This window comes from Streptomyces sp. DSM 40868 (genome assembly GCF_011820545.1).
GTDB lineage: Bacteria > Actinomycetota > Actinomycetes > Streptomycetales > Streptomycetaceae > Streptomyces > Streptomyces eurythermus.
Genome location: NZ_CP050504.1, coordinates 4,195,693 through 4,215,172, shown reverse-complemented (window position 1 = coordinate 4,215,172; position 19,480 = coordinate 4,195,693). Strand labels below are relative to the sequence as shown.

23 protein-coding genes are annotated in these 19,480 nt (G+C 72.1%); 12 read left to right on the top strand and 11 right to left on the bottom strand.

Features of this window, described 5'->3' with window-relative positions; genetic code table 11:
* The first annotated feature begins 210 nt into the window (after nucleotides 1–210).
* Genes HB370_RS19145 through HB370_RS19125 form a run of 5 tightly spaced genes read left to right on the top strand, consistent with a single transcriptional unit; the run spans nucleotide 211 to nucleotide 4,713 of the window.
* Nucleotides 211–753 carry an RNA polymerase sigma factor gene (locus HB370_RS19145; RefSeq protein WP_030791915.1) on the top strand — a complete coding sequence of 181 codons (543 nt, stop codon included), beginning with the start codon at nucleotides 211–213 and terminating at the stop codon, nucleotides 751–753.
* Nucleotides 754–781: 28 nt separating this feature from the next.
* Entirely contained in the window at nucleotides 782–1,612 is an 831-nt protein-coding gene (locus tag HB370_RS19140; protein ID WP_030791917.1) for a membrane protein, read from the top strand.
* A gap of 58 nt (nucleotides 1,613–1,670) precedes the next feature.
* Entirely contained in the window at nucleotides 1,671–2,531 is an 861-nt protein-coding gene (locus HB370_RS19135; RefSeq protein WP_030791918.1) for an ABC transporter ATP-binding protein, read from the top strand.
* A gap of 11 nt (nucleotides 2,532–2,542) precedes the next feature.
* Entirely contained in the window at nucleotides 2,543–4,051 is a 1,509-nt protein-coding gene (locus tag HB370_RS19130) for an ABC transporter permease (protein WP_106980784.1), read from the top strand.
* Nucleotides 4,039–4,713, top strand: coding sequence for a hypothetical protein (locus HB370_RS19125; protein ID WP_037703005.1), 675 nt, complete (start codon nucleotides 4,039–4,041; stop codon nucleotides 4,711–4,713). Before HB370_RS19130 ends, HB370_RS19125 begins: the two co-directional genes overlap by 13 nt.
* A gap of 38 nt (nucleotides 4,714–4,751) precedes the next feature.
* On the opposite strand, the gene mshD is transcribed toward HB370_RS19125, so the two are convergent.
* A complete protein-coding gene (mshD, locus tag HB370_RS19120) occupies nucleotides 4,752–5,678 on the bottom strand; it encodes a mycothiol synthase (RefSeq protein WP_030791923.1) in 927 nt (308 codons plus the stop codon).
* Nucleotides 5,679–5,849: 171 nt separating this feature from the next.
* On the opposite strand from mshD, the gene HB370_RS19115 reads away from it, so the two are divergent.
* Nucleotides 5,850–7,640, top strand: a complete 1,791-nt coding sequence (locus tag HB370_RS19115) for a bifunctional metallophosphatase/5'-nucleotidase (RefSeq protein ID WP_030791925.1) — start codon at nucleotides 5,850–5,852, stop codon at nucleotides 7,638–7,640.
* Between the two features lie 47 nt (nucleotides 7,641–7,687).
* Here HB370_RS19115 and HB370_RS19110 read toward each other — a convergent pair whose 3' ends face one another.
* From HB370_RS19110 to HB370_RS19100, 3 genes are all read right to left on the bottom strand, one after another.
* A complete protein-coding gene (locus HB370_RS19110; protein WP_030791927.1) occupies nucleotides 7,688–7,927 on the bottom strand; it encodes a hypothetical protein in 240 nt (79 codons plus the stop codon).
* Nucleotides 7,924–8,250, bottom strand: a complete 327-nt coding sequence (locus tag HB370_RS19105) for a DUF6247 family protein (RefSeq protein WP_030791931.1) — start codon at nucleotides 8,248–8,250, stop codon at nucleotides 7,924–7,926. Before HB370_RS19105 ends, HB370_RS19110 begins: the two co-directional genes overlap by 4 nt.
* A 93-nt stretch (nucleotides 8,251–8,343) precedes the next feature.
* Nucleotides 8,344–8,631: a hypothetical protein gene (locus HB370_RS19100; RefSeq protein WP_030791934.1), complete on the bottom strand. Its 288-nt coding sequence runs from the start codon at nucleotides 8,629–8,631 to the stop codon at nucleotides 8,344–8,346.
* Between the two features lie 120 nt (nucleotides 8,632–8,751).
* On the opposite strand from HB370_RS19100, the gene HB370_RS19095 reads away from it, so the two are divergent.
* The 5 genes from HB370_RS19095 (at nucleotide 8,752) to HB370_RS19075 (ending at nucleotide 10,804) form a co-directional block, all read left to right on the top strand.
* Nucleotides 8,752–9,576 carry a helix-turn-helix transcriptional regulator gene (locus HB370_RS19095; RefSeq protein ID WP_030791937.1) on the top strand — a complete coding sequence of 275 codons (825 nt, stop codon included), beginning with the start codon at nucleotides 8,752–8,754 and terminating at the stop codon, nucleotides 9,574–9,576.
* Complete coding sequence (locus tag HB370_RS19090; RefSeq protein ID WP_030791940.1) at nucleotides 9,573–9,776, top strand: DUF397 domain-containing protein; 204 nt, start codon at nucleotides 9,573–9,575, stop codon at nucleotides 9,774–9,776. The genes HB370_RS19095 and HB370_RS19090 overlap by 4 nt, the downstream gene beginning before the upstream one ends.
* On the top strand, nucleotides 9,773–9,952 hold the full coding sequence (locus HB370_RS19085) for a DUF397 domain-containing protein (RefSeq protein WP_030791943.1): 180 nt from the start codon (nucleotides 9,773–9,775) through the stop codon (nucleotides 9,950–9,952). Before HB370_RS19090 ends, HB370_RS19085 begins: the two co-directional genes overlap by 4 nt.
* A 190-nt stretch (nucleotides 9,953–10,142) precedes the next feature.
* A complete protein-coding gene (locus HB370_RS19080; RefSeq protein ID WP_244405563.1) occupies nucleotides 10,143–10,448 on the top strand; it encodes a DUF6247 family protein in 306 nt (101 codons plus the stop codon).
* The gene (locus HB370_RS19075) at nucleotides 10,445–10,804 is read left to right on the top strand and encodes a hypothetical protein (RefSeq protein ID WP_030791950.1); all 360 of its coding nucleotides are present in this window, start codon (nucleotides 10,445–10,447) and stop codon (nucleotides 10,802–10,804) included. The genes HB370_RS19080 and HB370_RS19075 overlap by 4 nt, the downstream gene beginning before the upstream one ends.
* A 52-nt stretch (nucleotides 10,805–10,856) precedes the next feature.
* On the opposite strand, the gene HB370_RS19070 is transcribed toward HB370_RS19075, so the two are convergent.
* Together HB370_RS19070 and HB370_RS19065 are read right to left on the bottom strand one after the other, a co-directional pair.
* The gene (locus tag HB370_RS19070) at nucleotides 10,857–12,908 is read right to left on the bottom strand and encodes a pectinesterase family protein (protein WP_030791953.1); all 2,052 of its coding nucleotides are present in this window, start codon (nucleotides 12,906–12,908) and stop codon (nucleotides 10,857–10,859) included.
* A 75-nt stretch (nucleotides 12,909–12,983) separates the two neighbouring features.
* Nucleotides 12,984–13,763 carry an NAD(P)H-dependent oxidoreductase gene (locus HB370_RS19065; protein ID WP_030791957.1) on the bottom strand — a complete coding sequence of 260 codons (780 nt, stop codon included), beginning with the start codon at nucleotides 13,761–13,763 and terminating at the stop codon, nucleotides 12,984–12,986.
* A 152-nt stretch (nucleotides 13,764–13,915) separates the two neighbouring features.
* Here HB370_RS19065 and HB370_RS19060 point away from each other — a divergent pair, with 152 nt between their 5' ends.
* Nucleotides 13,916–14,785, top strand: a complete 870-nt coding sequence (locus HB370_RS19060) for a helix-turn-helix transcriptional regulator (RefSeq protein ID WP_030791960.1) — start codon at nucleotides 13,916–13,918, stop codon at nucleotides 14,783–14,785.
* 1 nt (nucleotide 14,786) lies between these two features.
* Here HB370_RS19060 and HB370_RS19055 read toward each other — a convergent pair whose 3' ends face one another.
* The 5 genes from HB370_RS19055 to HB370_RS19035 all read right to left on the bottom strand — a co-directional run bounded on the left by HB370_RS19055 (nucleotide 14,787) and on the right by HB370_RS19035 (nucleotide 19,476).
* Nucleotides 14,787–16,247, bottom strand: a complete 1,461-nt coding sequence (locus tag HB370_RS19055; protein WP_030791963.1) for a HAMP domain-containing sensor histidine kinase — start codon at nucleotides 16,245–16,247, stop codon at nucleotides 14,787–14,789.
* A complete protein-coding gene (locus HB370_RS19050) occupies nucleotides 16,244–16,978 on the bottom strand; it encodes a response regulator transcription factor (protein ID WP_030612487.1) in 735 nt (244 codons plus the stop codon). Before HB370_RS19050 ends, HB370_RS19055 begins: the two co-directional genes overlap by 4 nt.
* A 90-nt stretch (nucleotides 16,979–17,068) precedes the next feature.
* The gene (locus HB370_RS19045; RefSeq protein ID WP_030791966.1) at nucleotides 17,069–17,296 is read right to left on the bottom strand and encodes a hypothetical protein; all 228 of its coding nucleotides are present in this window, start codon (nucleotides 17,294–17,296) and stop codon (nucleotides 17,069–17,071) included.
* Between the two features lie 46 nt (nucleotides 17,297–17,342).
* On the bottom strand, nucleotides 17,343–18,329 hold the full coding sequence (locus HB370_RS19040) for a trypsin-like peptidase domain-containing protein (protein WP_167512998.1): 987 nt from the start codon (nucleotides 18,327–18,329) through the stop codon (nucleotides 17,343–17,345).
* A gap of 124 nt (nucleotides 18,330–18,453) precedes the next feature.
* On the bottom strand, nucleotides 18,454–19,476 hold the full coding sequence (locus tag HB370_RS19035) for a LacI family DNA-binding transcriptional regulator (protein WP_030791970.1): 1,023 nt from the start codon (nucleotides 19,474–19,476) through the stop codon (nucleotides 18,454–18,456).
* Nucleotides 19,477–19,480 lie beyond the last annotated feature (4 nt).

Below are 19,480 nucleotides of genomic sequence, written 5' to 3'. Positions count from 1 at the left end.
CTTCTCGGTCTCGTCCCCGGCCCGCTGCTCCCCGGGTCCGCCCGTCTCTTTCCGCCCCCGGGCCCCGGCCCGGCGCCCCGCCGTGCCCCGGCAGGTTCGGCCCGGGGCCCGTCTGGTCTGCTGGGTGGTCCACGCGGGGCGGGAGGGAAGGGCCGGGAGCCGATCGTGACCGGTGTGAACCGTTCGGTGGGTCCCGTCCGATGAGGAGATGTGAGCGAGACGAGAAGCGACGCGGAGCTGCTGCGAGCCATCGCGGCGGACCGCGACCGGCACGCCTTCGAGGAGCTGTTCCGGCGGTACGCGCCGTGGCTGACCGCGCGGCTGCGCGGGCGCTGCGCCGACGCCGGGGTCGTGGACGACATCGTCCAGGACACCTTCCTCGCGATCTGGCGGGGCAAGGCCCGCTACCGCCAGGAGGGCGAGGTGGCCGGCTGGCTGTGGCGCATCGGCTCCCGCCGCCTGGTGGACGCCCAGCGTGGCGACGGCGCGCGCGGCCGGCTGCGGCAGGCGCTGGCCCGGCTGCGCCACCGGGACGAGGTGTCCGCCGAGGACCGGGTGCTGGCGGGCGTGGAGCACGGGGACCTGGCGGGCGCGCTGGTCCGGCTCTCCCCGGAGCTGCGGGCGGTGCTCCAGGCGACGGTCATCGACGGGCTGACCACCCGGGAGGCGGCCGACCTGCTCGGAATTCCGCCCGGCACGGTCAAGACACGGGCGATGCGGGCCCGGAAGCAACTGCGGGAGGCACTGGCATGACCGGACGAGGACCGGCGGAGGTGTCGGCATGAGCTGGCACGTCGCCGAGGAAGACCTGCGGGCGTACGCGCGCGGGGAGCTTCAGCCGCCGCTGCTGTGGTCCGCCGACACGCACCTGGCCGGCTGTGCCGAGTGCCGGGCGGTACTGGGCTCGGCCTGGGATTCCGGGGCGCTGGACGCGGCCTGGGCGCGGCTGGACGCCGAGCTGGACGCGCCCCGGCCCCGCCCGCTCGAGCGGCTGCTGCTGCGGCTCGGCGTGGCCGACCACACCGCGCGGCTGCTGGCCGCGACGCCGGTGCTGCGCCGCTCGTGGCTGACGGCCGTGACGCTGGTGCTGGTGATGTCCGTGCTGACCGCGCGGGCCGGCCACTCGGACACCCTGTTCCTGGCGCTCGCCCCGCTGCTCCCGCTCGCCGGGGTGGCCCTGTCGTACGGGCCGGTGGTCGACCCGACGTACGAGATGTCGGTCGTCTCCCCGCTGCACGGCTTCCGCCTGCTGATGATCCGGACGGTCGCCGTGCTGACCGCCGCCCTCGCCCTGACCGGTCTGGCGGGCCTCGCCCTGCCGGGGTTCGGGCTGAGCGCGTTCGCCTGGCTGCTGCCCGCGCTCGCGCTCACCGCGACCGGTCTCGCCCTGACCCCCCGGCTCGGGCCGGTCGTCGCGCCCGGCCTGACCGGCGGCGGCTGGGTCGTGCTGCTGCTCGTCACCGAGTCGGCCCGGAGCACCGGCGGCGATCACGTGCTCGCGCCGTTCACCGCCGTCGGGCAGGGCGTGGCCGCCGGGGTCGCCGCCCTCGCCACCGGCCTGCTCTTCCTCATCCGGGACCGCTTCGACCAGTCCACCGGAGGCGTCCGATGACCCACTTGTCCGGGTGCTCGTCGAACCCCCCGTCCCCCACCCCCCGCAGGAGCCCCGCATGACCACCACCGTCTCCGCCTCCGGACTCACCCTCCGCTACGGCGGCACCCGCGCCCTGGACGACGTGTCGCTGCGGCTCGGCCGGGGCGTGACCGGACTGCTCGGGCCGAACGGCGCGGGCAAGACCACGCTGCTGCGGGTGCTGGCCACCGCCGTACCGGCCGACCGGGGCGCCTTCACGGTGCTCGGGCACGACCCGGCGTCCGCGCGGGGCCGCCAGGAACTGCGCCGGAACCTGGGCTATCTCCCGCAGACCCCCGGCTTCCACCCCGACTTCACGCCCTTCGAGTTCGTGGACTACGTGGCGATCCTCAAGGAGCTGACCGACCGCGCCGCCCGGCACCGGGAGGTGCGCCGCGTCCTCGCCGAGGCCGATCTGGACGACGTGCGCGGCAAGCGCATCAAGAAGCTGTCCGGCGGCATGCGGCAGCGGGTCGCGCTGGCCGCCGCCCTCGTCGGCGACCCCGGCTTCCTGGTGCTGGACGAGCCGACCGTCGGTCTCGACCCGGAACAGCGCATGCGGTTCCGGGAGGTGATCGCCCGCGCCGGCGAGGACCGCACGGTGCTGCTGTCCACCCACCAGACCGAGGACGTGGCGATGCTCTGCAACAGGGTCCTGGTGATGGCGAGCGGCCGGATCCGGTTCGCCGGCACCCCCGCCGAACTGACCGCGCGGGCCGCCGGCCGGGTGTGGAGCAGCGGTGGACGCGATCCGGGGGCGAAGGCGGGCTGGCGCACCGGTACGGGCACCTTCCGCAACGTGGGCGATCCGCCCCCCGGCGCCGAACTGCTCGAACCCACCCTGGAGGACGGCTACCTGCTCACCCTCGACGGCGAGCTCGCGGAGGTGACCGCGTGACCGCGCCCGTACTGGAGAAGGAGGCGCAGGCCGCCCCGGCCGCGCCCGGCACGCCCACGGCGGCGGTGCTCGCGCTCGCCCTGTTCGAGGCCCGCAGGCTGCTGCTGCGCCTGCCCGTCCTGCTCGCCCTCACCGGCTACACGGCCTGGCTGGTGTGGCACAACCTCCAGCCCTGGGACGAGTTCCCGGCGCTCCAGGACGCCGACCGGGCCACCCAGGGCGGCCCGCTGTTCGTCGCCCTCGCCGCGCTGCTGTGCGCCAACCAGGCCGTGCTGCGCTCGCGCCGCCGGGACACCGAGCGCCACTTCGCGGTGCTGGCGCTGTCCCGGGGGCAGCGGACGGCCGCGCACGCGCTGTCCGTCGTACCGCTGGCGCTGCTGGTCGCCGTGGGGGTGACCGTCCAGTTCACCTGGGAGGCGGTCAAGCCGGGCGCGGTCGGGCACGGTGCGCCGGCCGAGCTGCTGGCCGGGCCGCTGACGGTGCTGCTGTTCGGGGCGCTCGGCGTGCTGCTCGCCCGGCTGGTGCCGTCGGCCGTCGCGGCGCCGCTGCTGTTCGTGGTGTTCTACCTGATGTTCGTCGGAGCCGCGTTCCCGTTCGCCGGGGAGAGCGGGATCGCCTGGCTGGCCCCGGTGGTCGGCACGGCCAACAAGTACCCCTTCCCGTCCGGTCTGCTGGGCCGCCCCGCAGCCTGGCACGCCCTGTACCTCGCCGGGCTCGCCGTGACGGCCGGGCTGCTCGCCGTCCTGCTCTCCGGCTCCCGCGGCCGCTCCGTCCAGGCGGCCGTCGCCGCCGCGCTGGCCGTGACCGTGCTGGGCGGCGTCGCCCAGACCCGTGATGTCCCGGAGGCGACGGCGGCGGCCCGGCAGCGGGCCTCGCTCACCCCGGAGAAGGAGCAGACGTGTCTGCGGCGGGGCACCTCGGAGTACTGCGCGTTCCCCGAGTGGGTGCCGCGCACCGCCGAGTGGGATCGGGTCGTGCGCGGGGTGCGGTCGCTGGCGGGCGGTCCCGCGCAGGGGCAGAAGCTGCTGGTCCGGCAGCGGCTGGAGGCCCGCTACGGTCTCGACGAGGACTCGGCGCTGCCTCCGGTCACCACCCCGGGCCAGGTGACCGTGGGCACCGCCTGGGGTGGCAACCGGGTCCCGGAGTTCTCCACGGCCGTGGCCGCCGTGCTGGTCGCGGGCAGCGAGAAGGCGGCGGCCAAGCTGTGCGACGGCCGGATGGTGACCGTCATGTGGCTGTCCCTCGCCTGGCAGGACGACCCGCAGGCGCAGCTCAGGAACGTGAGGCTCGACGACAGCCTCAGCGGTGCGGCGGTCGTCCTCTCGCCGACCGATCCGCTCACCATGACGGCCGGTCAGACCGAGGTCGTCCGTGCCCTGCTGGACCGGCCGCTGCCCTCGGTCGTCGGCCGGGTCAAGGCCCACTGGGCGGAGCTGACCTCCCCGAAGCTCACCACCGCCCGCGCCGCCGAACTGCTGGGCGTGCACGCCAAGGTGGGGCCGGACCGGTGCGAGGCGTGATCCGGGCGCTGGCCGTCCCGGTCTGGCGCGCGCTGCCGTGGCGGACGCTGGGCGCGGCCGGGGCGGTCGGCCTGCTGATCCCCGGGCTGCCCCGGCTGTCCGGCGCCGAGCCGGCCGACTGGGTGACGCTCTTACTGCTGCGCGCCGCCGCCCTCGTCCTCGCGCTGGGCCTGGCCTTCGTGCTGGACGACCCCGCCCGGCACGGCACCACGCCGGTGCCGACCGGGCGGGCGGTGCGGACCGTGCTGCGGGTGGCGCTGGTGGCGCCGTTCGCCGCCGCGTGGTGGACGGCGGTGCTGTTCCTGGCGCCCGGCGCGCACCGCCCGCCGACGGGGGACGTCACCCTGGAGGCGGGGGCCGCCTGCGCGCTGGCCCTGGCCCTGGCCGGGCTCGCCGTACGCCACTCGGACGACCCGCACCCGGGCCGGCCGGCGGCCACGGCGCTGCTGGCCGCCGCCCTGCTCGCCCCGCTGCTGCTGCCGGACGACTGGCCCCTGTTCGTGCCCGCCGGGGACCCCCGCTGGGCCACGGCCCACGACCACTGGGCCTGGCTGCTGGCGGCGGCGGGGGCGGTGTGGCTGGGGACCCTCCACGAGCCGCTACGACGCCCGTTCCGGATACCCTTCCGCCGCCGGACACCCAGACCCCGGCGCTCCGGCTGACGCGCGCGGGCGCCCCGGCTCCAGGGCCGAACCGTCCCTCACGTCTCCGTGCGGTACATCAGGTCGGTCTCGTGGACGGTGAAGCCCAGCCGCTCGTACACCGTCACCGCCGCCTTGTTGTCGGCGTCGACGTAGAGCATCGCGGTCGGCAGCTGCTGGGCGGCCAGGTGGCGCAGCCCGATCGTGGTGAGGGCCTTGCCGAGGCCGCCGCCCTGCTCGCGGGGGCGCACCCCGAGGACGTAGACCTCGCCGAGGCCCTCCTCGGCGTGCGTCTTGGTCCAGTGGAAGCCGATCAGCTCCCCGCGCCGCTCGGCGAGGAAGAACCCGGCCGGGTCGAACCACGGTTCGGCCTTGCGGTCGTCGAGGTCCCGCTGGGTCAGCGAGCCCTGCTCCGGGTGGTGGGCGAAGGCGGCGGCGTTCACCGCGAGCCAGGCCGTGTCGTCCTTGCCGGGCACGAAGGCCCGCACGCTCACGCCCTCCGGCAGCACCGGCTCGGGCAGCTCCAGGTCGGTCAACGGCCGCCGCATCTGGCGCAGTTCCCGGAACAGCGTCAGGCCCAGCACCTGGGCGAGGTGCCGGGCGGCGGGGTGTCCGCCGTGCGCCCACACCCGCAGCCGCTTGCCGGAGGCGGCGAGCAGGGCCGAGCCGAGGGCCCGCCCGTGCCCGTGTCCGCGCTGCGCGGGGTGGACGACGAGTTCGGCGGCCGGCGGCTCCACCGGGTCGGTGTCCTCCAGCTGGGCGTAGCCGACGAGTTCGCCGCCGACCGTCAGCAGCAGGTGCGAGACGCCCTCGCGGGAGCCGCCGCGCAGGTGCAGCCGGCCCTGCTCGGACACCGGTTGCTGCCCGTCGGCGCGGGCGGCCTCGCCGAGCAGGCGCAGCACGGCCTCGCCCTGGTCCGGGGTGAGCGCGGAATAGGTCTCGATGGAGCGGGCGGGAAAGCCCCGTACGGTGTCGTCGCTGCTCATGCGTACGAGAGTACGGGGCGCCCGGGGCGAAGTCCCGGCATACCGGCGGCGAAGGCACCGGGGGCGGACGGTGTCGAAGGGAAACCAGGTTGTGACCTGAACCCCCTGTCTCTCTACGCGCGTTGAATCTAGGCTGCGCCGAGCACCACAGCCGACCCACAGGGGGGTTCCATGTCATCCGTACCCCGGCGCACCAGACGCCGTACCTACGCCTTCCTCGCGTCCGCGGCGGGTCTCGCCACGGCGGCGGCGCTGGCCACCGCGCTCCCGGCGGACGCGCACGAGAGCCACCACCCCCACCGCCCGGGCCGCTACCAGGACGTCCAGCTGCTGTCGTTCAACGATCTGCACGGCAACCTGGAGCCGCCGTCCGGGTCCTCGGGCCGTGTCACCGAACTCCAGCCGGACGGCACGACGAAGACGATCGACGCGGGCGGCGTCGAGTACCTCGCGACCCACCTCCGGCAGGCCCGCAAGGGCCACCCGTACTCGGTGACGGCGGCCGGCGGCGACCTGGTCGGCGCCTCCCCGCTGCTGTCGGGCCTGTTCCACGACGAACCCACCGTCGAGGCGCTGAACAAGCTGGACCTGGACGTGACGTCGGTCGGCAACCACGAGTTCGACGAGGGTGCGCGGGAACTGGCCCGCCTCCAGAACGGCGGCTGCCACCCCAAGGACGGCTGCTACACGGACCAGGAGTTCCAGGGCGCGGACTTCCCGTACCTGGCGGCGAACGTCCAGGACGACAAGACCGGCAAGCCGATCCTGAAGCCCTACTGGGTCTGGAAGAAGAACGGCGTCAAGATCGGCTTCATCGGCGTCACCCTGGAGGGCACCCCGGGCGTGGTCTCCGCCGAGGGCGTCAAGGGCCTCACCTTCAAGGACGAGACCGAGACCATCAACAAGTACGCCAAGGTGCTCCAGCGCCAGGGCGTGCAGTCCATCGTGGCCCTGGTCCACGAGGGCGGTTACCCGGCCTCCGGCTCCTACAACTACGACTGCGACTCCCCGGGCGCGGGCGACGGCATCTCCGGCCCCATCGTGGACATCGCCAAGAACGTGACCCCGGCGGTCGACGCGCTGGTCACCGGGCACACCCACCAGGCGTACGTCTGCACGGTCCCGGACCCGTCGGGCCGCCCGCGCATGGTCACGTCGGCGTCCTCCTTCGGCCGCCTGTACACCGACACCACGCTCACGTACGACCGCCGGACGGGTGACATCGTGCGGACGGCGGTGAACTCCGACAATCACGTGGTCACCCGGGACGTCCCCAAGGCGCAGGACCTCACCGACCTGATCGGCAAGTGGAACACCCTGGCCGCGCCGATCGGCAACCGCCCCATCGGCTACATCTCCGGCGACATCGGCAACACCGGCACGGAGTCCCCGATGGGCGACCTGGTCGCCGACGCGCAGCTCGCCTACGGCCGTGAGCTGGACCCGAAGACCAGCCTGGCGCTGATGAACCCCGGCGGCGTCCGGGCGGGCCTGACCTACGCGGCCAAGGGCGCGGAGGGCGACGGCGTGGTCACCTACGCCGAGGGCTTCACGGTCCAGCCGTTCTCCAACACGGTCAACCTCGTGGACCTCACCGGCGCGCAGCTCGTGCAGGCCCTCAAGGAGCAGGTCAGCGGCCCCAACGAGGCGGCCCCGCGCATCCTCCAGCCCTCGGCCGGCCTCACCTACACCCTGGACCTCACCAAGTCCGGCGCGGACCGCGTGGTCACCGACTCCATCCGCCTGAACGGCGCGCCCATCGACCCGGCGGCCACCTACCGCGTCGCCATGAACGCCTTCCTCGCGGGCGGCGGCGACGGCTTCCCGTCCCTGGGCCAGGGCAAGAACCCCCTGGTCGGCACGGACGACCTGGCCGCCCTGGTGAAGTACCTGACGGCGAACTCGTCGGCGTCCTCCCCGATCGCGCCTCCGGCGGCGAACCGGATCACGATCATCAAGTAGGCCCGTGTGTGCCGGTCCTCTGACCTTGTCCACAGCTGTGGACAAGGTCAGAGGGCGACCAGGTCGATCACGTTGATCACGACGTGCCGGTTCGACACGATGTAGGTGATGAAGCCGCCGGTGAACGCGGCTGACCAGCTGTTGTCGCGGTTGCTGGCCGCGGGCGGACCGAACGGGTTGAGGACGAGCCGCTTCTCCAGGCTCTCCAGGGACGCCCGCTGAGGGTCCGGAAGCGTGGCTTTGCGCCGGGCCGCACGCTCCACGTACCTGATCGAGTACGCGCTCACCTGCGCCTGCTCGCGTCGACGGGGTGGTTGTCGGCGTCGTAGGCGTTGCCGTCCGCGTCGTAGAAGACCAGGCCCTCCGTGTCGCCCTCGGTCATGCGCTTGATCGTCTGTTCCACCTCGTCGAGGTACCCGGGGGTGGCGCAGGCGCAGGCGAACGGGAACCACTTGTCGATCACCGCGTCGAGCCCCGGCTGGTCGAACTCCGCCGCCGCGCTCAGCCAGTCCCGCTCGAAGGCCTTCAGCCAGTCGGGGCGCCGCTGCAGAGCCGCACGGATCGCGTCCGGGGTCCTCTCGCAGGAGTTCGGATCCACCTCGTGGGCCATGATCGCGCTCTCTTCTCCGGCTGGGACGGCGGGGGTGCCTGGGAGTCCACGGTAGACCGTGGCGGGGGTGCGGGACCGGTCGTGCACGAGCCGTCAGCGCTCGTACGCGGCGGGGATGCGGGCACCCCTGCTGTGGGCGATGCGGAGGACTTCCTCCAGGGACTCACCGGCCCGCGTCAGCGCGAAGCGCACGGCGCGTTCGCCCGCCGCCCGGTCCGCGAGCACGGCCCGCGCACCGGCCAGCACCTGCTCACCCGACCGCAACTGCGCCGCCTCCACGTCGTCCGCGAGCCGGGACAGCCGGCTGCCGTCGTGGTCCGCACTGAGGTAGCAGGGCTTGCCGTCGGGGCTCGTCCAGGGCAGCAGGCGCAACTCGGCCATGAGAAGTCTCCGTTGTGGGTGGTGACGATTACGGTTCGTGCCTCGATCGTCACGGACGGCGAGTAGGGTGCGGAAGAGGTGTCGTGTTGTCCGTGAGCAGGGACAACAGGGAGGGGTGACGTGGGCGAGACCGTTGACCCGGGGCCGGTGTCCGGGCGGGCCATCCTCGGCCAGACCCTGAAAGTACTGCGCGAGAAGGCCGGCAAATCCCTGGGCCAGCTGGCCGAGGACACCGGCTACGACAAGAGCTACCTGAGCCGCCTGGAGTCCGGCGAGCGGTTGTCCAAGGTGACGGTGATGGAGGACCTGGACAGCTACTACGGCACGGGTTCCCTGCTGGTCGGCCACTGGAAGGCCGCGCGCCTGGACGCCTTCAAGGACCAGTACAAGGAGTTCATGAAGCTGGAGGCTACGGCGCGGATCATGTGGCTTTTCTCGCCGGGAATTCCGGGGCTTGTGCAGACCGAGGACTTCGCTCGCGGGGTGTTGGCCGGAGCTCAGACAACGGCGGACGGTGAAGAGGCCGTGGAGGAGCAGGTCGCGGCGCGGCTTGGACGGCAGTACCTGCTGAGGCAGAAGCCGGAGCCCGAAGTGCGCGTCATAATGGACGAGTTCGCGCTACGACGCCCCGCTGCCCAAGGCAAGACCTGGCACGACCAGTTGTTCCACCTTGAGACTGCCGCGCTCTGGCCCAATGTGACACTCCAGGTGCTGCCATTCTCGGCGGGAGCGCACCACCATATGACCGGGTCACTGACGCTGCTGTGGCAGAGAGACGGCAGTGCTGTCGCCTACAAGGAGGGCAACGGTTGCAGTCGGCTGATCGAAGATCAAGACGAAGTGCTTCGGCAGCGACTGTCCTACGATCGGCTCCGGGACATGGCGTTGTCCCCATCGGACTCGCTCACGTTCATCAGGGACGCACTGGAGGAGCACAGATCATGACGCGCACTCCCAACCTCAGCACGGCGACTTGGCGCAAGTCGAGCTACAGCGAAGGGGGAGCCAACGACTGCGTCGAGGTCGCCGACGGTTACCTCGGCGTCGTCCCGGTCCGCGACAGCAAGCGCCCGGCAGGCAGCGCCCTGATCTTCGGCACCGCGTCTTGGTCCGCGTTCGTAGCCGGTGTGAAGGAGTCCTTGTGACGCCCGACCTCAGCACTGCCTCCTGGCGCAAGTCGAGTTACAGCGACGGTGGGGACAACAACTGTGTGGGAGTAGCGGACGGTTACCCCCACCTGGTCCCCGTCCGCGACAGCAAAACCCCCGCCTCCCGGCCCTTGGTCCTCTCGGCCGGGAGGGGCGTGCACACGTTCGGGTGACGTGGGGCGAGAGCCCTGCGTGTCGGGTCGTGCGTCCCCGCATGGTGGGTCTCCCGGTCGAATGGACGGCCGGGGCACGAACGACTCATGTGGAAGATGCGAGGCGGCTATGGTCGTAGTCACGGCATGTAGAAGGAGGACAGCGAGCATGAGTGCCCACGCTGCGGAGCCTGGTTCTGTGGTCCCCCCCATGCCCGAGCGGACGCCGAAGGCGCTGCGCCAGGCCATCGCCGAGCACGCCCCCGAGCTGCTTCCCGACTTTGACGCGCATTGGAAGCGCGCCATCGCCGACACGTTCGACCTCGGCCCCGTCCCGGCCTTCATGGCTCTCTGGTGGGGCGAGTACGCCTTGGCCCGGGATCCCGAGCTGGACGCACACGTGCAGGATCTTGAGCTGCGGGCCTCAGAGGCCACCGACAATGCCGAGGCGAAGGCGCTCCTCGAAGAGGCGTCAAGGATTCGTCACCGGGTGCAGCAGTTGGAGCCCGGGGAGTGACCGATGGTTTCATGGGGCCGCCGTGGCAGATGGACTGGCGGCTCGATGCTCTTGCTGTGCTCGAAGCACTACCCGCGCATGCACAGGACATGGTCTATGCCGCGCGCGCCGAACTGGTCACGGTGAAAGATCCGTACTTCCGAGGTGTCGAAGCGGATGCCGATCTCCCCGACGGCATGTGGGTCGTCCCGATCCGGTCCAGCCAGCCGCACGGTGCCCGCCTCTTCTTCTTTGATGACGGCAATGGCTGGTTGAAGTACACCTTCGTCCGACGTTCCGAAGATCCTCAGATCACCGTGGAACAGCTCTTCTGGCAGGGATTCAAGCAGGACGAGGCACCGCCGGTAGAGGAGTGAGAGCCCCGTCAGCCGCCCCCGTGACCAAGGCGGCTGACGGAGTGCGCCCGCCTCAGGACGCCGAAGGAGTCCAGTCGCCCAGCCAGTCGCCGATCTCCTGGCCGGAGGCCTGTGCGTCGGTCAGTTGGGGGCGGTCCGTGCTGGCCGCTCCCGCGCCGGCGCCGGTGTTCTTGTATTCCGCGAAGCGGTCGTTCTTCCAGGAGAAGCCGCTCATGTCGGTCCAGGGGGTTGTCTTGATCGCGGCGCTCAGGGACGTGTTGCGGACCGTGGTCTGCGGGTCCAGCGTGGCGTCGCCGCCGGCGTGCCAGGGGCGGCCCAGGTAGAAGGTGCGGTCGGAGACGTCACCGCTGATCGTGGAGTTGGCGATCAGGATGCCCTTGCGGTTCGCGGCCGTGGACGGGGCCGTCACGTAACCCGCCGACGTGCCGTTCCACCGCTTCTTCAGGGTGATGACCGACTTGTCGATCACCGCCGTCGCCCGGCCGAAGATGAAGTCGACGTTGCCGATCACGTACGAGTTGGTCATGTAGACCCGGCCGAGACGGTCCTTGGACGCCGTGTCCAGGAGGAGGGTGTCCTGGTCGCCGGACACGATCACCCCGTCCAGGAAGACCTTGTCGGACGCCGTGCGGAGCGCCACCGCCTGCTGGGCGATGTCCTGGTGCGCCGCCTCGTCGAAGTCGTTCGTGATGCTGAGGTTGCGGGCCTGGAAGTCGTCGGCCTCCACCGCCACGGTCGCGCTGCCGCCGGTGCCGTACGTGCCCGAACCGTCCGGCTTGGGCGTGCCGGACGCGTTGTTGTAGACGATCACCGTGTCCTTGCGGCTGGACCCCGTGCCCTGGATGGTGACGTGCGGCTTGTTCGACGGAATCTTGACCGTCTCGCGGTACGTGCCGGGCTTGACCGCGATGACCACCCGGGAGGCGTTGTTCGCCGGGACCGCGTTCACGGCCGCCTGGACGGTCGTGTACTGGCCCGTGCCGTCCTTGGCAACCGTCAGCGTGGTGGCCGCCGCCTTGGCCGTCGTCGTGGTCGTGCCCAGCGAACTGCGCGGGCCCGCCCCCGACTTCACCACCGACGGGACGTCCGCCGCCTTGTCGAGTGTGTACGCGTAGTAGCTCCTCGGGTTCCACGACCCGCCCGTGCCCCCGCTCTCGTTGCGGCCGCTCGTGCCCGAGAAGACGTTGCCGCGCTGGACGAGCGTGGCCGTCGTGTCCCTGATCACCGGGTTGGCCAGGCCCTGGAAGTACGAGTTCTCCAGCAGCATGTTGGTGTTGCCGCGCGCGTAGTTGCCGTAGGACGACGTGATCGTCGTACCCGGCTCGTCCACCAGGTAGTTGTTGTACAGGTGGGCGTGGGCCACGTTGTCCGTGGACGGGTTGCGCTGTTCGGTCTCGCGGATCCAGTTGTGGTGGATCGTGATGTCCGCCGTGGTGTTCTCGGTCCAGCCGATGCCGAACGCCTTGTTCTCCTGGCCGAGCCGGTTCCAGGACACGGTCAGGTACGTGGTGTCCTTGCGGCTGTCGATCAGCCCGTCCGCCATGTGCCGGATGTCGTTGTGGTCGATCCAGACGTGATGGGCGCCGTCCATCTGGATGCCGTCGTAGTCGTGCTCCTTGTCGTTCCAGACGCCCTGGTACGCGTCCCGGATCGTCAGATTCCGGATGATCACGTTGTGGACGCCCTGGCCGAGGAAGAAGCCGCCGCCGACGATCTGGCCGGAGGTGCCCGAGCCGATGATGGTCTTGTCCGACTGGACCTTGATCTCCTTGCCGACGGGGTCCATCGTGATCGCGGCGGCCACGACGATGATGTACGGCTTGTCGGCGGTGGCGTACTTCTCCAGGTCCGCGAGGGTCTTCACGGTGACGATCTCGCCGCCGCGCCCGCCGTACGTGCCGTTCTGCCCGAGCGCGTTCACCGAGGCGAACCCGTCGGCGGCCTGCGTGGCCCACGCCGGTACGGCGGTCGCGGCCGAGGCGTGCGACGAGGCGCCGGGGCCGAGCAGGCCGTAGCCGAGTCCGCCGGCCGCCGCGAGCGCGAGCGGCAGCCCGACCGCGAACGCGGCACGGCTCCTGCGGTGACGGGGAGTGCGAGTGCTCATGAGCGACTCCAGGTGTGGTTCGTGTGGGGGTGCCACACCGGAGTCGCCGCGGGACGAGGAAAGGTTGCCGGGCGGTCAGCCCGCTGTGTGGAGGCCGAAGCCCGTGCGGCCCGGCAGCTCCAGGCCCTCGCGCAGCCGCATCGACGGCATCTCGTAGTCGCCGTGGTTCTGGCGGCGGTAGGGGATCGGGTCGGTGTCCTCCAGGGTCAGCAGCCGCTTCTTCCACTGCTCGGCCGCGTCCGCGAACACCTCGGGAGCCATCCGTACCGTCCGGTACAGAACGAACGGCGGCAGCACCTCCATGCCGGGGTGGAAGAGGATGCCGTGCTGGATCGGGAACAGCACGTCCTCGATGGGACCGTTGATACCCCGGTCGGAGTACTGGGACTCGGGGCCGCCGACCGTCACCGACAGCATGGCGCGCCTGCCCTTCAGGGTGCCGTCGCCGAAGCGGTCGCCGTACCGGACCTCGTTGTGCTCGCCGACGCCGTACCCGAAGCCGTAGGTGAACACCCGGTCCACCCAGCCCTTGAGGATCGCCGGCATCGAGTACCACCACAGCGGGAACTGGAGGATCACGGTGTCCGCCCACAGCAGCTTCTCCTGCTCGGCCCGGATGTCGGCGGACAGCGCGCCGGACTCGAAGGCGCGGCCGGAGTCGTGGACCACGTCCAGCGGGCTGGAGGCGGCGCCGCCGAAGTCGTCCGCGTCGACCTCGGACTTCCAGCCCATCGCGTACAGGTCGCTGACCCGCACCTCGTGCCCCGCACCGGTCAGCGTCTCCACCGCGATGTCGGTGAGCGCGCCGTTCAGCGACCGCCGCTCGGGGTGGGCGTGCACGATGAAGACCTTCATGACTGCTCCTGCTCCTTGAGACCTTGGGTCGGGATGCCCTCGATCCTCACGGGATCCGGCCGCGCGATTCAGGGGCGCCTCCTCCGTCGGACCGGACTTCCTGGTACTGGCGGGGCCACCCAGCCGGGCCGTTCCGCGCGGATACTGGAGCGATGGACGATCTGGCCGACTTCCTCCGCACACGGCGAGCCCGGGTCCGGCCCGAGAGCGTCGGCATCCGGCCCGACTCCCGCCGCCGCGTGACCGGGCTGCGGCGCGAGGAGGTCGCGCACCTGTCGGGGGTGAGCGTCGACTACTACGTCCGGCTCGAGCAGGGCCGGGCGCGGCAGCCCTCGGTGCAGGTGCTCGACGCGCTCGCCCGGGTCCTCGGCCTGGACGACGTGGAGCGCGAGCATCTGCACCGGCTCGCCCGCCGGGTGGTGGGCGAACCGCGGCGGGCCACCTCGGCCCGGCCGCGTCCCGAGCTGCTGCGGGTGCTGGAGCTGATCACCGACGCCCCCGCGTTCCTCATCGACCACCGGCTGACCGTGCTGGCCGCGAACCGCCTCGGCGACATGATCTACAGCCGGCCGGCCGAGGGCCTGAACATCGCCCGGCACCTCTTCCTGACCGAGGAGGGGCGGGCACTGTTCGCCGACTGGGAGAACTGCACCCTCGACGTCGTCGGCCATCTGCGGCTGGCGGCCGGCCGCTGCCCCGGCGACCGGGAACTGGCCGCCCTCATCGGCGAACTCGCCATGCACAGCGAACGCTTCCGGCAGCTGTGGGCGCGCGCCGACGTCCGCACCCGCACCCACGGCCGCAAGGCGTACCACCACCCGGCGGTCGGCCACCTGGAACTGCACCAGGAGAACTTCGCCCTCCCGGACGTCACCGGCACGGAACTGATCATCCAGTCCGCCGCCCCCGGCACCGCCGCCCACGACAACCTGCGGCTCCTCGCCAGCCTCGGCGCCACCACCACGGAAGCCCGGAAAGAACCGGTCGCCGACCGGCCCGAGCAGGCGGCGGACGGCGCCTGACTCAGCCGGCCGCCGTCTCCGGGACCTCCGGCGGCGGGGTCGGCGCGCCCGGCAGACGGACCGTGGCCACCGTGCCGGTGCCCTCGGCGCGGGCCAGGGTGACCTCTCCGCCCGCCTGCTGGACCGTACGGGCCACGATGGACAGGCCGAGACCCGAGCCGGGCAGGGCGCGGGCGCTGGGGGAGCGCCAGAACCGGTCGAAGACGTGCGGGAGTTCCTGCTCGGGGATGCCCGGACCGTGGTCGCGGACGGTCAGCACGCCCTCGTGCAGCGCCACCTCGACCGTGCCGCCCCCGGGGCTGAACTTCACCGCGTTGTCCAGGATGTTGACCACGGCCCGCTCCAGCGCGGACGGCTCCGCCCGTACGTACCAGGGGTCCAGGTCGGCGGTGATCGTCAGCTCCGGGCCGCGCAGCCGGGCCCGGCGCAGCGCCGCCTCCACGGTGTCCCGGAAGGAGACCACCTGCACCCGCTCGCCGCGCTGCCCCTCCGAGCGGGACAGCTCCTGGAGGTCGCCGATCAGCGCGGCCAGCTCCGTCATCTGCGCCTTCACCGAGGCGAGCAGCGCCTTGCGGTCCTCGGGCGGCAGCGGCCGGCCCGTCTCCTCGCTGCGGGTCAGCAGCTCGATGTTGGTCCGCAACGACGTCAGGGGCGTACGCAGTTCATGGCCGGCGTCGGCGATCAGCTGCTGCTGGAGGTCCCGGGAGCTGGCCAGCGAGGCGGTCATCGAGTTGAACGACCGGGACAGCCGGGCCACCTCGTCCTCGCTGTCCTCCTCCACCGGGATGCGCACGCTCAGGTCCTCGGTACGGGCCACGTGCTCCACGGCCTCCGTCAGCCGGTCCACCGGCCGCAGTCCGACCCGCGCCACCGCCAGTCCCGCCGCGCCGGCGCCGAGCACCCCGATGGCCGACACCAGCAGCAGGATCAGCGCGAGGTCGTTGAGGTTCTGCTGGGTGCTCTTGAGCGGCATGGCGATGAGCACCCCGACGTTGGGCCCGCGCTCGCCGGTCGAGGACGCGGTGGCCAGCAGCGGCCGGGTGAGCACCCGTACGTCGTTGCCCTCGCTGTCGGTGCCGTTGCGGAAGTAGAGCGTGCCGACGTCCAGGTTCCGGATCTCCGACTTGTCGGCCTCCGTGACATTGATCTTCACCGAGGCGCCCCCGAACAGGCAGACCTTGCCGTCCTCGGTGACCACCTGGGAGTACCGGTCCCGGAACGGGTTGTCGGACGGCGGGGTGTCCGTGCAGCGGGCGAGGGCCAGCAGCACCTGGTCGGGCTGCGTGGTGTTCTTCAGCGACTTGCGCAGGTCGTCGTCCACCTGGTCGTACAGCTTGCGTTCCACGATGAACCAGCAGGTCATCGACACCGCGGCCACCGCGAACGCCACCGCCGCGGCGACCAGCATCGCCAGCCGTGCCCGGATCGGCAGCGCCCGGTACCGGCGCAGCACACGTTTCACTCGGCGCCGCCCTGCCTGAGGACGTACCCCACGCCCCGCACCGTGTGCACCAGGCGCGGCTCGCCGCCCGCCTCGGTCTTGCGGCGCAGGTACATCACGTACACGTCCAGCGAGTTGGAGGACGGCTCGAAGTCGAAGCCCCACACCGCCTTCAGGATCTGCTCCCGGGTGAGCACCTGGCGCGGATGGGCCATGAACATCTCCAGCAGGGTGAACTCGGTGCGGGTCAGCTCCACCGGCCGCTCGCCCCGGGTCACCTCCCGGGTGGCCAGGTTCATCCGCAGGTCGGCGAAGGTGAGCGCCTCGTCCTGCCGGGCCTCGGCGGACACGCCCGCCGCGTAGGAGCTGCGGCGCAGCAGCGCCCGGATCCGGGCGAACAGCTCGTCCAGCTCGAACGGCTTGACCAGGTAGTCGTCGGCGCCCGCGTCCAGGCCGGTCACCCGGTCACCGACCGTGTCGCGGGCGGTGAGCATCAGGATCGGGGTGGTGTCCCCCGCACCCCGGATGCGGCGGGCCGCCGTCAGGCCGTCCATGCGGGGCATCTGGATGTCCAGCACGACCAGGTCCGGCCGGTAGGCGCCCGCCTTCTCCAGGGCGTCCGCCCCGTCGACGGCGACCTCGGTGTCGTACCCCTCGAAGGCCAGGCTGCGTTGCAGGGCCTCGCGCACGGCCGGCTCGTCGTCGACGATCAGGATGCGCTGGGGGTCACGGTCGCCTTCGGCGGGGCTCATCGCTCGCGGTTCCTCGGGGTGCGGTGGGACGGTGGCGGTCGTCTCTCAGCGTGCCACGTCACGCGGGCCGGTGAGGGACGCGCGGGCCGGTCAGGCCCGGACCGTGCTCAGCCGGTGCAGCGGGACCTTGCGGCGGTGCCGACGGGCGGGGGAGGTGCGCAGGCCCATCAGCTGCGGGACCGGGGTCACGGCCCGGGTCGCCACCTCGGGGGCGCGGGGCGCCGGAACGGGGACATGCAGCTCGGACACGATGGACAGGGCCAGGGTGAGGCCGGCGGGGCCGCGTTCGGCCATGCGGTGCGGAACGTGCTTGATCATGACCTGCTCCTTGCTGACTCGTGCGCCGGCTGGGCGCGTGAGTGGTCTAGCTGGTGCCGCCCGACCGCAGGGCGGCCAGGTCGGACTTGACGGTGTTGACCGGGATGGCGAAGCCGAGGCCGATGCTGCCCGCCTCCGCGGAGGAGGACGCCTGCGAGCCGGACGAGTACATCGCGGAGTTGATGCCGATGACCCGGCCGCTGGCGTCGAACAGCGCGCCGCCGGAGTTGCCGGGGTTCAGGGACGCGTCGGTCTGGATCGCCTTGTAGGTGGTGGTGGACGAGCCGGTGTCGCCGTTGAACTCGCGGCCGCCGAACCGGAACGGCCACTGGTCGTCGCCGCCCTGGTCCTGGCCCTGGTTCTCGTCGGTGGAGACGGTGACGTCCCGGTTCAGGGCGGAGACGATGCCGCTGGTCACCGTGCCGGTCAGACCCTCGGGGGAGCCGATGGCCACGACCGGGTCGCCGACCCGCACGGCGTCGGAGTCGCCGAGCGCCGCCGCCTTCAGTCCCTTGGCGCCCCGCAGCTTGATCAGCGCGAGGTCCTTGGAGCTGTCGGTGCCGAGCACCTCGGCGGTGTAGCTCTTGCCGTCGCTGGTGCGCACCTTCACCGAGGAGGCGCCGGAGACGACGTGGTTGTTGGTGACGATCTCGCCGTCCGAGCTGATGATCACGCCGGAGCCGGTGGAGGAGCCGCCCGCGAGGGTCGCGTTGATCTCGACCACGCTCGGGCCGACCGCGGCGGCGATCGCGGCGACGTCACCGCGCTTGGCGGTCGGTACCGCGGGGGCGCCGACGGCGGTGGTGGCGTCCTTGCCGGCCAGCTCCTGCACGGTGTAGGCCCTGCCGCCGCCGACCGCCGCCGCCACGATCGCGACGGCCGCGAGCAGGGCCACCGGTCCGCGCCTGCGCTTCTTCCCCGGCTCCGGCTGCGGCCCCGGCCGGTACGGCGGCGGGGGCGGCCACTCGGCGTGCGCGGGGGAGGCGGGGGAGGAAGGGTACGGCTGCTCGTAAGTGCCCTGGCTCTCGGTCATGTCACAAGAGTCCCCCGCGACCATGAGAGCTTCCTGAGCGCACGCTGAGAAGCCCGGCAGAACCGTGTTTGCCCGATATAAAGACGGGCACCGCAGGGGGCCGGAGAAGGCGGACCGCGGCGGGTTACACGCACCCGCAGCTCGTACGGACCACCAGCCGCGACGGGAACGTCTTCAGCCGCTCCCGGCGCGAGCCCGCCACCCGCAGCCCGTCGTCCAGCACCAGGTCGACCGCCGCCCGGGCCATCGCCGACCGGTCGGAGGCCACCGTGGTCAGCGGCGGGTCGGCGAGCGCGGCCTCCTTGATGTCGTCGAACCCGGCCACCCCCAGCTCCCGGGGCACGTCGATGCGCAGCTCGCGCGCGGCCCGCAGCAGGCCGATCGCCTGGTCGTCGGTGGAGCAGAAGATCGCCGGGGGGCGCCGGGGCCCGGAGAGGATGTCCAGGGCGACGCGATAGGCGTCGTAGCGGTTGTACGGCGCCTCGAACAGCCGGCCCTCGATGGGCAGCCCGGCCTCCGCCATGGCCCGCTTCCAGCCCTCGACGTGGTCGGAGACCGGGTCGCCGACGGCCGGGGTCTCGGCCGTACCGCCCATGCAGGCCACGTACTCGTAGCCGTGCTCCAGCAGGTGGCGCACCGCGAGCTGGGCGCCGCCGAGGTCGTCCGTCACCACGGCCACGTCGTCGATGGCCTCCGGCCGCTCGTGCAGCAGCACCACCCGGGCGTCCCAGGCGTCGATCTCGGCGGCGGCGAGGTCGTTCAGCGCGTGGGAGACGAGGATCAGGCCCGAGACGCGCATCCCGAGGAAGGCGCGCAGATAGTGCACCTCGCGCTCGCCGATGTAGTCGGTGTTGCCGACCAGCACCATCTTCCCGCGCTCGGACGCGGCCTGTTCCACCGCGTGCGCCATCTCGCCGAAGAACGGCTGCCGGGCGTCCGGGATGATCAGCCCTATGAGGTCGGTGCGCCGGGACGCCATGGCCTGCGCCACCCGGTCGGGCCGGTACCCCAGTTCCTTGATCGCGGCGAGGACGCGCTCGCGCGTGGCCGGGGCGACCGGCCGGGGTCCGTTGTTGATGACATAACTGACGACGGCGGTGGAGGTCCCAGCCAGCCGTGCCACGTCATCCCGAGTCACCTTGGCCACGCGC

Coding starts and splice junctions, on each gene's coding strand:
- HB370_RS19115 (WP_030791925.1), top strand. CDS start 5,850: ATGTCATCCGTACCCCGGCGCACCAGACGCCGTACCTACGCCTTCCTC.
- HB370_RS19090 (WP_030791940.1), top strand. CDS start 9,573: ATGACGCGCACTCCCAACCTCAGCACGGCGACTTGGCGCAAGTCGAGC.
- mshD (WP_030791923.1), bottom strand. CDS start 5,678: ATGAGCAGCGACGACACCGTACGGGGCTTTCCCGCCCGCTCCATCGAG.
- HB370_RS19065 (WP_030791957.1), bottom strand. CDS start 13,763: ATGAAGGTCTTCATCGTGCACGCCCACCCCGAGCGGCGGTCGCTGAAC.
- HB370_RS19135 (WP_030791918.1), top strand. CDS start 1,671: ATGACCACCACCGTCTCCGCCTCCGGACTCACCCTCCGCTACGGCGGC.
- HB370_RS19060 (WP_030791960.1), top strand. CDS start 13,916: ATGGACGATCTGGCCGACTTCCTCCGCACACGGCGAGCCCGGGTCCGG.
- HB370_RS19050 (WP_030612487.1), bottom strand. CDS start 16,978: ATGAGCCCCGCCGAAGGCGACCGTGACCCCCAGCGCATCCTGATCGTC.
- HB370_RS19045 (WP_030791966.1), bottom strand. CDS start 17,296: ATGATCAAGCACGTTCCGCACCGCATGGCCGAACGCGGCCCCGCCGGC.
- HB370_RS19070 (WP_030791953.1), bottom strand. CDS start 12,908: ATGAGCACTCGCACTCCCCGTCACCGCAGGAGCCGTGCCGCGTTCGCG.
- HB370_RS19100 (WP_030791934.1), bottom strand. CDS start 8,631: ATGGCCGAGTTGCGCCTGCTGCCCTGGACGAGCCCCGACGGCAAGCCC.
- HB370_RS19080 (WP_244405563.1), top strand. CDS start 10,143: ATGCCCGAGCGGACGCCGAAGGCGCTGCGCCAGGCCATCGCCGAGCAC.
- HB370_RS19040 (WP_167512998.1), bottom strand. CDS start 18,329: ATGACCGAGAGCCAGGGCACTTACGAGCAGCCGTACCCTTCCTCCCCC.
- HB370_RS19140 (WP_030791917.1), top strand. CDS start 782: ATGAGCTGGCACGTCGCCGAGGAAGACCTGCGGGCGTACGCGCGCGGG.
- HB370_RS19105 (WP_030791931.1), bottom strand. CDS start 8,250: ATGGCCCACGAGGTGGATCCGAACTCCTGCGAGAGGACCCCGGACGCG.